Here is a 12,877-nt window from a genome sequence, read left to right as displayed (position 1 = left end):
TCAGCCTCCGTCCGATAGGTTCCGCGCGCAATTCACCCCCTGCTTCATTCCCCAAATCACCTGATGCTCGGCCGCCCCAAATTCGTTCTCGCCTCCGGTTCGCCGCGGCGCCTGTCGCTGCTCAACCAGGCCGGCATCGAGCCGGACGCGCTCCGGCCCGCCGACGTCGACGAGACGCCGAAGCGGGGCGAGCTGCCGCGCGCCTGCGCCAACCGGCTCGCGCGGGCCAAGGCGGATGCGGCACTCAAATCGGTGCAGCTCGACGACGAGCTGCGTGGCGCCTTCATCCTCTCCGCCGACACGGTGGTGGCGGTCGGCCGCCGCATCCTGCCCAAGGCCAACCTCGTCGACGAGGCCGCGCAGTGCCTGCGGCTGCTGTCGGGCCGCAACCACCGCGTCTACACCGCGATCACTCTGGTGACGCCGCGCGAGGCCTTCCGCCAGCGCCTGGTCGAGACCCGTGTCCGCTTCAAGCGCCTCTCGGAGGACGACATCCAGGCCTATATCGGCTCCGGCGAATGGCGCGGCAAAGCCGGCGGCTACGCCGTGCAGGGCATCGCCGGCTCGTTCGTGGTCAAGATGGTGGGGTCCTACACCAACGTCGTCGGCCTGCCGCTCTACGAGACCACCACGCTGCTCGGCGGCGAAGGTTTCCCGATCCGCTTCGGCTGGCTCAACGCCACCGCCGTCTGAGCCGACAAGCCGCTCCTGCAAAAATCGCGAAAACAACCCCATGCACAGTAGAATTAGCCCGCGGGAATCTGGCCGGGACGCCTGCGCTTCCGCCGGAGGAACCTCTTTTGCGACAGGCTCTTGAACTCTCTCACCTCGTGTAAGCTGAGCACCTCATGGACGACCAGGTGAAAAAGCCCGCAAGCCCCCTCAAAACCTGCCCGATCTGCGACAAGCCGCAGTCCGAGGCCGCCCGCCCGTTCTGCTCGTCTCGCTGCCGCGACGTCGATCTGAACCGCTGGCTGAAAGGCTCCTACGTCATTCCCGGCCGGGATGACGAGGCAGACGGGGAGGAATAATTCTGGTTCATCAATTGGTTAATTGAAGAAAACGCCCGAACTGTGCTCCCGCAGCAGTTTTGTTCACAGCCGGGCCGCGCCCGGCGAAGCCACTTGGCGAAGCCGGGTGGACAGGCAGCCTTCAGCCCACTATAAACCGCCCGCTCGATGGGCTTTGGCCCCTCTTTGGAGCACGCCCAGGTAGCTCAGTTGGTAGAGCATGCGACTGAAAATCGCAGTGTCGGTGGTTCGATTCCGCCCCTGGGCACCATTTTCGCTCTCCACGGGCAACATCTTCTCCAGCGCCAGGCCTTGAGCGCCAAGCCTTGACCAGCTGGCTCGCGCAGCAATCCATTGCGGACCAGATCGCGCCATTGCTGGCACTCTGCTTGCTCAGCCAGGACCAAAGTCTGGCCTTGGAAGAGAGGCCGTTTCAGGTTGAGGCAAGTGATGCAAGAAATGTCCCGTTCTGGTGCTGCCGGCGAACTCCGGCTCGATGCGTTGGTCGCCGATTTGTGGTGGCGCGTTCGGCTCATCAACACCGACATTCTCGAGGAAGAGGCTAGAGCCGGGGTGTTTGACGTGCTTCAGCCGACATATCCGCTTCTTGCGCTTAATCTTCGCGCCAGACGCGACAATTTGGTCTCGACGATCGGCGTGCTCGAACAGCGTGCGCGATCAACGTCGGAAGCGGCTTGAGGGTTCGTTCACGCCGGAAACGTCAGCGACGTCAGCTCCGGCGCGCGAAGACCAGCTGTCGGACGTCGATCTTTTCGGCCCTGAAACCTGCCTCGCAGTAGCAGAGGTAATATTCCCACAGCCGCCGGAACGGCTCGTCGAACCCGAGTGAGGTCAGGTCCGTCCAGGCATGGCCGAAACTCGCTCGCCAGACCGCGAGCGTCTTGGCGTAGTCCTGTCCAAAGACCCGCTCGCGGATGAGAGGCATCTGCACGCGTTCGCCGAGCGCGCGCAAGACATTCGGCGAAGGCAGCATCCCGCCCGGAAAAATGTATCTCTGGATGAAGTCCACGCGCCGCCGGTAGCTGTCAAAGAGCTCGTCACGGACGGTGATCGCCTGGATTCCGGCAAGACCGCCCGGCTTGAGCCGCTGGTGCAGTTGATTGAAGTACGTCGGCCAGAACGGCTCGCCGACGGCCTCGATCATCTCGATCGAGGCGATACGGTCGAACTGCCCGTCCTGATCGCGATAATCCTGCAACCGGACCTCGACATTGTCGCCGAGCCCGGCTTCGTGGATTCGCCGGCTGGCGAATGCGTGTTGCTCCTTGCTGATGGTGAGCGCCAAGACCTTGGCGCCGCAAGTCTTGGCGGCATATTCGGCAAAGCCGCCCCAGCCGCAGCCGATCTCGAGCAGGGTATGGCCGGGCCGTAGCTCGATCGCCTGCGCGAGTTGGGCATATTTGTGCCGTTGAGCGGCGAGCAGGTCGGTCGCCTCGGGCGAGAACAATGCCGACGAGTAGGTCATGCTCGGATCGAGCCAGGCCGCAAAGAACGCGTTGCCAAGATCATAATGGGCGTGGATATTCAGCCGCGATCCCAGTCGCGTGTTTCGGCGCAACCGATGCAGCGCGCGCCGGCAAAGCCGGACCAGTGCATTGCCGGCGAAGGCGCTATCGACCAGATCGTCGTTCAGACAGAACACGTAAAGCAGCTGGGAGAGATCCGGCGTGCTCCAATCGCCTCGAACGTAAGCCTCGGCCATGCCGATATCGCCGCCCAGCACCAGGCTTCGCGCGAAGGCGTAACTGTTGAGCTCGATGGTCGCCGACGGCCCCGGATGCGTTCCCCGCAACACCACCGTTCTGCCGTCGGGAAGGCGAACATCCACGGTGCCGAGCTTGAGCCGCGACGCAAGCCGCAGCGCGAGCCGCGCGAGCAAGGGAACGTCATCGAAGCGAGCAGTCTGGTGAGTGGCTGCGAGGTCCATGGCTTCACATTCAGGGTTGGTTCGGACGGGGAACGAAAGGAACATTTTTCAGCCAAAGCCGGATCGCTTCCCAATGAATGGCCGCGACGACCTTGAAGGTGAGAAGTGGCAGAGTGACGAGCGTCGCCAACAGCGAGCGGCTGGTCAGCGGGCGACGTTGTCCGGAGAATGCAGCTGTAAATATAGCACCGTGCTCATCGCTCTGCACGATTCTGACCTTCACTTGCTGGTCGGGCGGAGCAATGCTGAAGCGGTACTGCGTTTGCATCTCCATGAATGGCGAGACGTAGAACTCCTTCGCCTGGCATTGTCGTATGGCACCGCCGGCAGCAGCGTCCTCGACCGGAAGGATGTAGGAATGGATTTCGCCAAAAGTGTTGCGGACCTCGTAGATCAGCAGCGCAAGATTGCCGCTGCTGCCATAGCAGAAGTAGATCGAAAGCGGATTGAACACGTAGCCGAAGAGCCGCGGATAGCACAAAAGGAGGATGCGCCCTCCTGAGAGGTCGACATCGTGCTGTTCGGCCAGGCGTCGCACATGGTTGCTCAAGGACGCGCCGCCGTCACGTTTGCCGTGATCGGATTCGTGAAAGCTGAACACTGACGCGCGATTGACGCCGAACAGGCGAGACTGGCGATCCGCTTCATCAAGCCGGTCTAGGTCGATGAGCAGGCTCATGACCCGGTAAGCGAACCTGTGGTGCACGGGCCGCATACGTGCGTGCATCACCCGGCCCAGGTAGAGCGCGGCTGCAGATGACGTCGCTGTTCGTTCTGGAGCGCCCGGTTGCAACATGTTCTACTCGGCAGCCTGCGCCAGCAACGCGCCGGACCGTCGCCACGGCACCGCACTGCCAAGTGCCTCGGCGACGGCGATGCCGGAGCGCAAGCCGTCCTCATGGAATCCGTAGCCGGTCCACGCGCCGCAAAACCAGGTACGGCGGCGTCCCTGGATTTCGGGGAGCTTCCTCTGCGCGGCGAACGCGCTTGCGTCATATTGTGGATGCGCGAAAGTGAACTTGCCGAAAGTGAGATGAGGCGCCGGCTCGCAAGGGGGATTGAGGCTGACGAATAGCGGCTTTCTGTCGTCGATGCCCTGCAGCCGGTTCATCCAGTAAGTCACCGCGACGTCGTTCTGGGCAGGCGCTTCGCGTCGCCAGCGCAAGAAGTTCCAGGATGCCCATGCATTGCGGCGTTTCGGCATGAGGCTGATGTCGCGGTGCAGATAGGCCGTGTTTGGAGCGTAACGGATTGCGCCGAGAATGGATCTCTCGCGTGGGTCGGCATCCGACAGCATCGCCAGAGCCTGATCGCTGTGACAGGCCATCACGACAGCGTCGTAGGAGTCCTGATGGCCGTGACTGTCGCCGATCGTCACGCCGTGCTCGGTTCGATGGATCGACGTCACCGCGCAGCCGAGCCGGATGCTGGCCTTGAACCTGGCCGTGAGCTTCTCGACATAGCGCCGGCTGCCACCCCGGACGGTCCGCCAGAGCGGCCGATCCAGATGCAACAGCCGGTGATTGTCGAAAAAGGCGATGAAGTTTTCGGCGGGAAAGGCGAGGATCTCGGCCGAGGGGGACGACCAGATGGCGGCCCCCATCGGTCCCAGATAATCGCTGAACAGGCGCGGGCTGAACGCTGACTTGCGCAGATATTCGCCGAGTGTGAGGTTCTGGAGTTGGCCAGTCCGCAAGTCGGAGACGCTTTCCTTGTTGAAGCGGCGGACCTCGGCCAGCATGCGAAAATACGACGGGGAGAAGAGGTTACGCGGCTGGGCAAACAGGCCGGAGGCGACCTGCAGGAAGGTCTCGCCGCCGCCCCGCCACTCAAATCGACCATGGTCGGCCGACATCGCGAAGCTCATGCATGTCTCCTCGGTCTTCACACCCAGGTGCGCGAACAGAGACGTCAATTCCGGGTAGTTCGGCTCGTTGAACACGATGAAGCCGATGTCGACGTCGATCTCTTCGCCATCGTAGTCAACCCGCACTGTATGACTGTGTCCACCCGGTCGCAATTCGCGCTCGTAGACGGTCACGGCATGACGTTCGGACAGGAGCCATGCGGCGGCATTGCCGGCAATTCCCGTCCCGATCACCGCCAAACGCATGCTTTGTCGCCCCCTAATACCACCAGCGACGGCCGGAACATCCGGATTCGGGCCAATGTCGTCCGTCGCCCGGCTCAGGACAGCTCTCATAGCTGACCCGACCACATGCGCTTGAGGAAACGTTCCAGCGGACAGCGTGGATCACCCGCGAAACCGGGGCACGGGGCGGACGTAAGGATCCGAGTTTGCGTATGGTGAGGCATGGATTTCAGCCAAATACTGATCGTCGCCGGCATCGCGCTTGCCCTTTCGCTATTGATGGGGCTGGCCTGGATCGTTCAGCAGCGAACCGGCAATTCCGGGTGGGTCGATACGATCTGGACCTACTCCATCGGTATCGTCGGGGCAGTGGCGGCCCTTTTGCCGTTCGCCGAGGCGCTGCCAGTGCGCCAGATGCTCGTGGGCGGGCTCGTGCTGCTTTGGTCGGCGAGGCTCGGGACGCATATCGCCCGCCGCGCCGCGGCGGGTATCGACGATCCGCGATATGCAAGCTATGCGCGGGAATGGGGCTCACAGGCGCCGCGTCGCATGTTCGCGTTCCTGCAGTCGCAGGCCTTCGTCTCGGTGCCGCTGCCATTTGCGGTCTTCCTCGCTGCACACGCTCCACGGGCAGCCCTGGGAGTTCAGGACTATGTCGGCGCCGCCATCATGCTTGCGGCCGTTGCGGGCGAGGCGATCGCCGACGAGCAATTGCGAGGCTTCAAGCGGGACAAGGCAAACGCGGGCCTGGTTTGCGATGTCGGGCTTTGGCGCTGGTCGCGTCATCCGAATTATTTCTTCGAATGGCTCGGGTGGCTCGCCTACCCGGTCATCGCGCTGTCGCCGGGCTACGCATGGGGCTGGGCGAGCCTGATCGCGCCGGCGATCATGTACTGGATACTCGTGCACGTGACCGGAATACCTCCGCTCGAAGCCCAGATGCTTCGATCCCGTGGCCGCCGGTATCGGGACTATCAGTCACGCACCAGCGCTTTCTTTCCACGGCCGCCCAAGAAGGCGCCGCAATGATCGGAGTTCCGGCGCCGCACGATCAGGTTCAAGGGCCTGACAGGGTTGCGCGGCAAGCGGAACGGGGACGCAGCGTGATCCAGCGAAGGGCTCACGTCGTTTACAGGCGCTGCCTTTGTCAAACCGGTTTCGACAGCACCGGAGGGGAGACCGGACATGAGCCTGCTTTTTACATATCTGTCGGTGGCTGCGACCTTCGTTGCGCTCGACATGATCTGGCTCAAGGCCATGGTTGAGAGACTTTACCGCCCGGTGCTGGGCGACATGTTGCGCTCGGAGCCGGACCTCGCCGCCGCCGCAGTGTTTTATCTGGCGTATCCCGTCGGCCTGATCTGGTTCGCGGTGCTGCCGGCTCAGCAAGATGGCGGCGCTCTGCGGGCCTTCACGTCCGGCGTGATGTTGGGCTGCTTCACTTATGCCACCTACGATCTGACCAACCAGGCCACGCTGAGGAATTGGTCGACGGGGCTCACTCTTGCCGACGTGTGCTGGGGATCCTTCCTCGCCGGTGTCAGCGCCTGGACGGGATTTCTCGTCGCTCAAAGGATGGCGCATTGATCATGGATGGGACACACGACGGAGCGCTGCAGCAAGATGGCGACCGTAAGCGCGGCAGATGGTACCGATGCGCCGCTTTCCTGTTTCTGGTTCCTGCTGCGGGGATTTTGATCGGGGTCCTGAACCGTCCGGGAGCGTGGTACGCGGCGCTCAACAAGCCATCCTTCAATCCGCCGGATGCGGCCTTCGCACCGGTCTGGACGGCTCTGTTCCTCATGATCGCCGTTGCGGGATTCCGCACCTTCGAGGCGGAGCCGCGCGGAACGGCGATGCGATTATGGAGCCTGCAGATGATCCTGAACTTTGCATGGTCTCCCATCTTTTTTTCGCTTCATCGCATGGACGTGGCGCTCGGCGTCATTGTTGCGCTGTTCGCCGTGATCCTTGCCTTTGTCTGGCGTCAATGGGCGAACGATCGGCTGGCAGCGACGCTTTTCATTCCCTATGCCGGCTGGGTGGGTTTTGCGACCTTGCTGAACATCTCGTTGCTCCGTTTCAATTAGGATCGGCCGCAGAGCTGACCTCATGGCGTCGAACGGGGGAGCGTGGCGCCGAATTCAGAGATCCGTCGCTCCGTCGTCAAAGGCGTCTCTGGTCGCCGCGATCTTGTCGGAGAGCGACGTGAACGCGATCTGGACATTCCGCTTGGCATCGTCGTCAAGCACGAGGTGCGCAAGATCGACCAGTCGATCACCGAAGCGCTCCATGACGACGAGCAGTTGACCGAGCCCGTCCGCGGGCTGCTCGGCTGCCAGACGGTCGACCTCTTTTACCATCTGCTCGAGCCTCGCAACGGAGGTTACGAGCGGGTCCTGGTATCCACGGTTGGGGAATTCGATGATCTCTGCGGCCACGCGCGGGGTCCTCGCCTGCTTCAGGCTGCAGCCGATGCGGCAAGACAGTCCTTGCGTACCGCCAGAAGAGTTCGGTGCAGCCAGGTCTTGATGGTGCCGACGGGCACACCGAAGCGCCGCGACAAGCTCGCGCGGCTCTCGCCCTCGAGATAGGCCAGCGCCACCAGCCTGCGGCGGTCTTCCGGCAAGCGAGCCAGCACGCTGCGTGCGATCGGTTCGGCGCGGGCGTAGTCGAAATCGTCGATCGACGGCTGATCAGCAATTGTCGGAACCAGAAGCGCCTCGTCCAGCTCGTGAGTCGGCAGTCTTCTGACCCGCAGATGGTCGATGGCGGTATTCCGCGCGATGGCGGACATCCAGGTCATCGCCGAAGCGCGGTCGCCGTCGAACCGACCCGCGTTGCGCCAGATCTTCAGATAGGTTTCCTGAAGAATGTCCTCGATGTCGTGGGGCGGAGTTCCGACGGCGAGCGCAGTCCTGCGCAGCCTGCTCCGCGTCAGCATATGAAGCGCTGCGAAGGCCCGGGTGTCGCCCGCCGAAACGCATGCCAGCAGTTCGGGCAATGTTTCGCTCTGCGCCTGTCGTGTCAGGCTTAAGCCGGCCATGACCTGTCTCCCCTTGCGTTTCCTTCGAAACGCTCCGGGCTCGCGTTCGGATCACCCGGCGGAAGAAGGAGGCGAGCGGATCAAAGCCGCACGAATGGCCCGATCAGCCTGCCGAGCAGGCCGTTCATGCGCAGGTCGCCCGTCATTGCGACAAGGCAAACACATGGGCCCTCGTCGCCCACCACAGGCCGATGATCGATCTCGTCGTCGCCATAGTCGAAATCACCCGGACCAAACCGGCCGCCCTCGTGGCTGAAGCTGCCCTCGAGCACGAGGGTCAGTTCGGTTCCGGTGTGCGTGTGCTCGAGCATGCGGCTCCCCGGCGCGGAGCGAAGCAGAAATGCCCGCGCCGTCCCCGAACCGGACAGCTCGATCGGTCGCATGCTCAGACCCGGAGCGATGCGCCTGCGCTTGCCGATGCGGTAGTTTCGCAGTGCCGCCGGAACATCCTGCTCGCTGCCGCGAGCGACGTGGGCAGTCCGCACCGCTCGCTCTTCAGGAGCGTCGTGAATGCGCGACATCACCTGCTCGAACGCATCCGATGCGACCGGCACCGGCTCGACATCTTCAAGCGCCAAGCCGCCAAGTTGCTCGATGGCCTGCACGAACCGGCCGCACCGTGCGCAACCCGCAACATGCACCCCCACCACCAATTGATGGGCTTCTTCCAATCTGCCGGCCGCAAAGTCGGCCAGAAGATCTTCCGGCGGATGATGGCTGATGGTCATGCTTCTTCGTCCAATATGTCTCTCAGGCGGTTCATCGCCAGCCTGATCCGCGACTTCACCGTTCCAAGCGGAATGCCGAGCAGGCTCGCGATTTCCGGGTGCGGCTTCTCCTCGATGAACGACAACCTCACCACCATGGATTGCTCCATCGAGAGCTGCTTGACGGCCGAATTGATCCGCGCGGCGTCCTGCACGCGAGACATGACAGCGTCCGCGGGTTCCGCGGGATCCGGCGTCTCGGGAAGCTCAGAGGTGCCCCGCAGGCGGTCTGCCCGCGCTCTGCTGCGGAACAAATCGATGCGCAGATTACGTGCGATGGTGAATATCCATGCCGCGGCCCCGGCCGTCGCAGGATCGAACTGGCCTGCCTTCCGCCAGACGGCGATCAGGGTATTTTGAGCAATCTCCTCCGCCTCGTCTGAACTGCACCCGGCCTTCAGCATCAGTCCCTTGATGCGTGGCGCGAAATGCTCGAACAGGCGCTTGAAGGCCTCCCGGTCTCCGGCCGAGGCGACGCGTCCGATCAGATCAGCCCAGTCCACTTTTGTGTTCGGCCCTTTGCTCGTGCCAGTCGACAGCCGCGCTTCAGTCCTCCGGGGAAAACCAGCCTTCACCCGGATTGGCGCATCTAAAGCTCGGATAGCAGCGATCATAGCGCCTCGACAAGCGATCTGTGGGTCTGGGAACGAACGAGGATAGGTCCTGGATCACCGCGGAATGATCATTTCGACAGGTTCCGGCGCCGTCCGCGCAGAGGTCCGGCCGCCCGCGCCTCGAAGGATGGCCGCATTCGAGCTTCCAGCCATATCTTTCTTCACATGCAATCGCCCTGCTCACATCTGGAAAGACATGGTCATGACGTTGTCGTCACGCTTCGTTGCGTGTCGTTATCCTCTCGACTGCGTTGCTGCTGTGCGACTTCAGCGGCACGGCGATGTCGCAACCGGGTGTAGCCGAAGCATGATCGCCGCTCCACATCTCCTCCGATCGGACGATGGCTCGACCGTTAGCGCATCGATCATCACCGGGCGCAGTGGTCCACCAGACAAAGGAAACACTGATGCGCAACTCCATCCTCGTGGCTCTCGCAGCGATCGCATTGGCGAACGTGGTGACACCCTCGAACGCAATGACCATCGCCCGGGACCACCGCAATCAACCTGAGGTCCGCGACCACCGCCACTAAGCGCCCTGGCGGCGGAGCCGAACTGAGGAGGTTCGGCTCCGCTTCGCGTCATGGATCGTCTGCGCGTGGCGCGGATGTCCATTCGCGATTGTGAGCCTTGAGAGCGAGCCACGCCCGCGCTCTCATGCTATTGCTGCCTTGCAATGACGCAAGGACACCCATGCTCCCCCTTCCCGCCGATATCTTCACCGAGCCCGAGGACGTCTCCCCCGACGGCCTTGCCAATCTCGGCCCGCTCCGCCGTCTCGCCGGCAGCTGGCAGGCCGACAAAGGTATCGACATCAATCCGAAGGCGGAGGGGCCGGAGCGGCGGACCTTCATCGAGCGCATCCGGATGGACCCGATCGATCCGCAAGCCAACGGGCCGCAGCTGCTCTATGGGCTGCGCTATCACGTCCACATCAACACGCCCGAGGAAGACATCACCTTCCACGACCAGGTCGGCTACTGGTTGTGGGAGCCCGCGACCGGGTTGATCATGCAGACGCTGGCGATCCCGCGCGGGCAGGTGCTGCTGGCATCGGGCAAGGCCGGGCCGGACGACAAGGAGATCTCCGTGACCGCCAAGCGCGGCGACACAGCTTACGGGATCTGCTCGACTGATTTTCTGGAACAAGCGTTCCGCACCGATGCTTACCGCTGCGACATCACCTTCAACGACGACGGCAGTTGGACCTATCTGATCCAGACCGAGTTGTTCGTGCGCGGCGCGCCGTTCAACCATCGCGACACCAACACGCTGAAACTCGTCGCGCCGCCAAAGCTCAATCCCCTCGCGTTGATCCTGAACGATCGCGCCACGGGGAGCGAGAAGGACAACGAGCCGGCAGCCTGAGCGCGGCCCGGAGATGCGCATGAAGCCTTACGTCATTTGCCTGATGCATTCGAGTCTGGACGGCCGCACCCATCCGAGCCGCTGGCGCCCGAAGGGGGCAGGGACGGACTGGTTCGAGAAGATCCACGACGAGCTCGGCGGCGATGCCTGGGTGATCGGCCGCGTCACCGGCTCGGAGTTCGCCAAGGGCGAGCCCTATCCCACGACGGCCGACGCGAACTTTCCGCGTGAAAACTGGTTCGCGCGACGCGACGCGAAAACCTATGGCGTCGTGCTCGATGCGAAGGGCAAGATCGGCTGGGGCCGCTCCGATATCGGCGGCGATCCGATCGTCGTCGTGCTGACCGAGAGTGTCCCCGATTCGCATCTCGCGGGGCTCCGCGGCGAGGGCGTGTCCTATATCTTTGCCGGCAACTCCGAGATCGACCTCGCGCTGACGCTGGACATTCTCAATCGCGAACTCGGCGTGAAGCGCCTGCTGGTGGAGGGCGGGGGCGTCGCCAACGGCGCGTTCCTGCGTGCCGGCCTGATCGACGAGTTCAACCTGATCCTCAGTCCCGCGATCGACGGCGCCAAGGGCGCGCCCTTCGTGTTCGATTCCACGGACTCCGACGGCGACCGGCGTGCACCGCTGAGCGCGATGAGGCTGGAGAGCACGCGGGATCTCGGCGGCGGCGTCCTGCTGCTGCGCTATCTGATCCAGAACGATCCGCAGGCCGTGGGCAAGTAGCAGCAACGAGATGTCGGCAACATCAGAGCATATCGTCATCGTCGGTGCCGGCGCGGCCGGCCTGATGGCGGCGCGCGAGCTGGCGCGCGCGGGCAGGACCGTGACGATCCTGGAGGCGCGCGAGCGCTGCGGCGGCCGCATCCATCCGCTGCCTGCTTCGGAGTTCGCCTACCGCGCCGACGGCGGCGCCGAATTCGTGCACGGCGAGGCGCCGGTCACGCGCGCGTTGCTGCGTGAGGCCGGGCTGTCCCTTCAGGAGATCGAGGGCGAGCGATGGGGCTTCGACGGCGCTGACATCGTGCGCGAGGATCGCCACGATCCGCATGAGGCTGAGCTGCACGCCGTGGTTCGGGAATTGAACGACGACCTCACGGTCGCCGATTTCCTGCGCCGGCATTTTGCCGGGGATGAGCACGCGCGGCTGCGCCATGTGATCGAGCGAATGGTCGAGGGCTACGATGCGGCCGATCCCGAGTGCGCCTCCACGCTGGCGCTGCGCGAGGAATGGATGGCTGGCGGGCACTCACCGCAGGCGCGGGTCAAGGGCGGCTATGGTGGGATGATCGACTTCCTGGCAGCCGAGTGCCGCAAGCTTGGCGTGATGTTTCGCTTCGGCTGCGTGGTATCGGCGATCGAGGAGGAGGGCGGCGCGATCGCCGTTCGCTGTGTCGGCGGCCGCCTGCAGGGCTGCGATCGCGTGATCCTCACTGTTCCGTTGCCGTTGCTGCGCGAGATCAGGCTGCCGAGCCGCGCGCGCGCAAAGGCGGCGGCGGCCGACGACATCGGCTTCGGCAACGTGATAAAAATCCTGCTGCGCTTCAGGCGTCCATGGTGGCGCGAGCGCAAGGAAGAGCTCGCGGACATGAGCTTCCTTTTGTCCGACCAGGCCATCCCGGTATGGTGGACGCAATATCCGAACCGGCATCCCGTGCTGACCGGATGGTTCGGCGGCCCGCGCACGGCAGCGCTGTCGCGCCTCGACCCGCAAGCGTTGATCGATGCCGGGCTCGATTCGCTTGCGACCGTCTTCGGTCTCTCGCGTGAGGACCTCGCGCGCGAGCTCGTCGCGGCCGTTGCGACAAACTGGGCGCACGATCCCTACGCCCGCGGCGCCTATTCCTGGGCAACGCCGCGAACGCGCGAGGCGCAGACGATCCTCGCACGCGCCGACGGTCCGGTGCTGTTCTCCGGCGAGGCGCTCTATCGCGGAGCCGACATGGGCACGGTCGAAGCGGCGCTGGCGAGCGGTCGGCAGACGGCGGGGATGATCTTGCGGGGATAGGCTGGCGCGCAAAGAAAGGC

The 12,877-nt window shown here is 63.8% G+C and carries 17 protein-coding genes and 1 tRNA gene; 11 read left to right on the top strand and 7 right to left on the bottom strand.

Annotated elements, in window-relative coordinates; translation table 11 throughout:
- The first annotated feature begins 63 nt into the window (after positions 1-63).
- The 4 genes from BRA471DRAFT_RS33785 to BRA471DRAFT_RS33770 all read left to right on the top strand — a co-directional run bounded on the left by BRA471DRAFT_RS33785 (position 64) and on the right by BRA471DRAFT_RS33770 (position 1,709).
- A complete protein-coding gene (locus tag BRA471DRAFT_RS33785; protein ID WP_007597557.1) occupies positions 64-693 on the top strand; it encodes a Maf-like protein in 630 nt (209 codons plus the stop codon).
- 155 nt (positions 694-848) lie between these two features.
- Complete coding sequence (gene yacG / locus BRA471DRAFT_RS33780) at positions 849-1,031, top strand: DNA gyrase inhibitor YacG (RefSeq protein ID WP_007615470.1); 183 nt, start codon at positions 849-851, stop codon at positions 1,029-1,031.
- Between the two features lie 174 nt (positions 1,032-1,205).
- Positions 1,206-1,281, top strand: a tRNA-Phe gene (locus BRA471DRAFT_RS33775).
- A gap of 179 nt (positions 1,282-1,460) precedes the next feature.
- The gene (locus BRA471DRAFT_RS33770) at positions 1,461-1,709 is read left to right on the top strand and encodes a hypothetical protein (RefSeq protein ID WP_007615460.1); all 249 of its coding nucleotides are present in this window, start codon (positions 1,461-1,463) and stop codon (positions 1,707-1,709) included.
- Positions 1,710-1,740: 31 nt separating this feature from the next.
- Here the strand turns inward: BRA471DRAFT_RS33770 and BRA471DRAFT_RS33765 are convergent, their stop codons facing one another.
- Genes BRA471DRAFT_RS33765 through BRA471DRAFT_RS33755 form a run of 3 tightly spaced genes read right to left on the bottom strand, consistent with a single transcriptional unit; the run spans position 1,741 to position 5,071 of the window.
- Entirely contained in the window at positions 1,741-2,958 is a 1,218-nt protein-coding gene (locus tag BRA471DRAFT_RS33765) for a cyclopropane-fatty-acyl-phospholipid synthase family protein (protein ID WP_007615459.1), read from the bottom strand.
- A gap of 10 nt (positions 2,959-2,968) precedes the next feature.
- Positions 2,969-3,754 (bottom strand): DUF1365 domain-containing protein, encoded by a 786-nt coding sequence (locus tag BRA471DRAFT_RS33760; protein WP_007615458.1) that lies wholly within the window; start codon positions 3,752-3,754, stop codon positions 2,969-2,971.
- Between the two features lie 3 nt (positions 3,755-3,757).
- Positions 3,758-5,071, bottom strand: a complete 1,314-nt coding sequence (locus BRA471DRAFT_RS33755; RefSeq protein ID WP_007615457.1) for an NAD(P)/FAD-dependent oxidoreductase — start codon at positions 5,069-5,071, stop codon at positions 3,758-3,760.
- A gap of 201 nt (positions 5,072-5,272) precedes the next feature.
- Between BRA471DRAFT_RS33755 and BRA471DRAFT_RS33750 the strand changes: the two genes are divergently transcribed.
- The 3 genes from BRA471DRAFT_RS33750 (at position 5,273) to BRA471DRAFT_RS33740 (ending at position 7,140) form a co-directional block, all read left to right on the top strand.
- On the top strand, positions 5,273-6,079 hold the full coding sequence (locus BRA471DRAFT_RS33750) for a DUF1295 domain-containing protein (RefSeq protein ID WP_007615456.1): 807 nt from the start codon (positions 5,273-5,275) through the stop codon (positions 6,077-6,079).
- Positions 6,080-6,235: 156 nt separating this feature from the next.
- A complete protein-coding gene (locus tag BRA471DRAFT_RS33745; protein WP_007615455.1) occupies positions 6,236-6,637 on the top strand; it encodes a DUF2177 family protein in 402 nt (133 codons plus the stop codon).
- A gap of 2 nt (positions 6,638-6,639) precedes the next feature.
- On the top strand, positions 6,640-7,140 hold the full coding sequence (locus BRA471DRAFT_RS33740; RefSeq protein WP_007615453.1) for a TspO/MBR family protein: 501 nt from the start codon (positions 6,640-6,642) through the stop codon (positions 7,138-7,140).
- A gap of 54 nt (positions 7,141-7,194) precedes the next feature.
- Here BRA471DRAFT_RS33740 and BRA471DRAFT_RS33735 read toward each other — a convergent pair whose 3' ends face one another.
- The 4 genes from BRA471DRAFT_RS33735 to BRA471DRAFT_RS33720 form a co-directional block, all read right to left on the bottom strand.
- A complete protein-coding gene (locus tag BRA471DRAFT_RS33735; RefSeq protein WP_007615452.1) occupies positions 7,195-7,491 on the bottom strand; it encodes a hypothetical protein in 297 nt (98 codons plus the stop codon).
- Between the two features lie 20 nt (positions 7,492-7,511).
- Positions 7,512-8,096, bottom strand: a complete 585-nt coding sequence (locus BRA471DRAFT_RS33730; protein WP_007615451.1) for an RNA polymerase sigma factor — start codon at positions 8,094-8,096, stop codon at positions 7,512-7,514.
- 80 nt (positions 8,097-8,176) lie between these two features.
- Complete coding sequence (locus BRA471DRAFT_RS33725; RefSeq protein WP_007615450.1) at positions 8,177-8,824, bottom strand: ChrR family anti-sigma-E factor; 648 nt, start codon at positions 8,822-8,824, stop codon at positions 8,177-8,179.
- A complete protein-coding gene (locus BRA471DRAFT_RS33720; RefSeq protein ID WP_035975266.1) occupies positions 8,821-9,366 on the bottom strand; it encodes a sigma-70 family RNA polymerase sigma factor in 546 nt (181 codons plus the stop codon). Before BRA471DRAFT_RS33720 ends, BRA471DRAFT_RS33725 begins: the two co-directional genes overlap by 4 nt.
- A gap of 518 nt (positions 9,367-9,884) precedes the next feature.
- On the opposite strand from BRA471DRAFT_RS33720, the gene BRA471DRAFT_RS40060 reads away from it, so the two are divergent.
- The 4 genes from BRA471DRAFT_RS40060 to BRA471DRAFT_RS33700 all read left to right on the top strand — a co-directional run bounded on the left by BRA471DRAFT_RS40060 (position 9,885) and on the right by BRA471DRAFT_RS33700 (position 12,857).
- The gene (locus BRA471DRAFT_RS40060; protein WP_007615448.1) at positions 9,885-10,010 is read left to right on the top strand and encodes a hypothetical protein; all 126 of its coding nucleotides are present in this window, start codon (positions 9,885-9,887) and stop codon (positions 10,008-10,010) included.
- Between the two features lie 160 nt (positions 10,011-10,170).
- Complete coding sequence (locus BRA471DRAFT_RS33710) at positions 10,171-10,845, top strand: FABP family protein (protein ID WP_007615447.1); 675 nt, start codon at positions 10,171-10,173, stop codon at positions 10,843-10,845.
- A gap of 19 nt (positions 10,846-10,864) precedes the next feature.
- Complete coding sequence (locus BRA471DRAFT_RS33705) at positions 10,865-11,575, top strand: dihydrofolate reductase family protein (protein WP_007615439.1); 711 nt, start codon at positions 10,865-10,867, stop codon at positions 11,573-11,575.
- 10 nt (positions 11,576-11,585) lie between these two features.
- Positions 11,586-12,857 (top strand): NAD(P)/FAD-dependent oxidoreductase, encoded by a 1,272-nt coding sequence (locus tag BRA471DRAFT_RS33700; RefSeq protein WP_007615437.1) that lies wholly within the window; start codon positions 11,586-11,588, stop codon positions 12,855-12,857.
- Positions 12,858-12,877: the final 20 nt, after the last annotated feature.

The organism is Bradyrhizobium sp. WSM471, from assembly GCF_000244915.1.
Classification (GTDB): Bacteria; Pseudomonadota; Alphaproteobacteria; order Rhizobiales; family Xanthobacteraceae; genus Bradyrhizobium.
The sequence above is the reverse complement of the archived record's forward strand: the minus strand, read 5'-3'. Positions and strand labels throughout refer to the sequence as shown.

Bases quoted from the DNA above. Each gene is read 5' to 3' on its own strand.
- BRA471DRAFT_RS33740 (WP_007615453.1), top strand. From the start codon at position 6,640: ATGGATGGGACACACGACGGAGCGCTGCAGCAAGATGGCGACCGTAAG.
- BRA471DRAFT_RS33725 (WP_007615450.1), bottom strand. From the start codon at position 8,824: ATGACCATCAGCCATCATCCGCCGGAAGATCTTCTGGCCGACTTTGCG.
- BRA471DRAFT_RS33760 (WP_007615458.1), bottom strand. From the start codon at position 3,754: ATGTTGCAACCGGGCGCTCCAGAACGAACAGCGACGTCATCTGCAGCC.
- BRA471DRAFT_RS40060 (WP_007615448.1), top strand. From the start codon at position 9,885: ATGCGCAACTCCATCCTCGTGGCTCTCGCAGCGATCGCATTGGCGAAC.
- BRA471DRAFT_RS33785 (WP_007597557.1), top strand. From the start codon at position 64: ATGCTCGGCCGCCCCAAATTCGTTCTCGCCTCCGGTTCGCCGCGGCGC.
- BRA471DRAFT_RS33770 (WP_007615460.1), top strand. From the start codon at position 1,461: ATGCAAGAAATGTCCCGTTCTGGTGCTGCCGGCGAACTCCGGCTCGAT.
- BRA471DRAFT_RS33765 (WP_007615459.1), bottom strand. From the start codon at position 2,958: ATGGACCTCGCAGCCACTCACCAGACTGCTCGCTTCGATGACGTTCCC.
- BRA471DRAFT_RS33700 (WP_007615437.1), top strand. From the start codon at position 11,586: ATGTCGGCAACATCAGAGCATATCGTCATCGTCGGTGCCGGCGCGGCC.
- BRA471DRAFT_RS33750 (WP_007615456.1), top strand. From the start codon at position 5,273: ATGGATTTCAGCCAAATACTGATCGTCGCCGGCATCGCGCTTGCCCTT.
- BRA471DRAFT_RS33710 (WP_007615447.1), top strand. From the start codon at position 10,171: ATGCTCCCCCTTCCCGCCGATATCTTCACCGAGCCCGAGGACGTCTCC.
- BRA471DRAFT_RS33745 (WP_007615455.1), top strand. From the start codon at position 6,236: ATGAGCCTGCTTTTTACATATCTGTCGGTGGCTGCGACCTTCGTTGCG.
- BRA471DRAFT_RS33705 (WP_007615439.1), top strand. From the start codon at position 10,865: ATGAAGCCTTACGTCATTTGCCTGATGCATTCGAGTCTGGACGGCCGC.
- BRA471DRAFT_RS33755 (WP_007615457.1), bottom strand. From the start codon at position 5,071: ATGCGTTTGGCGGTGATCGGGACGGGAATTGCCGGCAATGCCGCCGCA.
- BRA471DRAFT_RS33730 (WP_007615451.1), bottom strand. From the start codon at position 8,096: ATGGCCGGCTTAAGCCTGACACGACAGGCGCAGAGCGAAACATTGCCC.
- yacG (WP_007615470.1), top strand. From the start codon at position 849: ATGGACGACCAGGTGAAAAAGCCCGCAAGCCCCCTCAAAACCTGCCCG.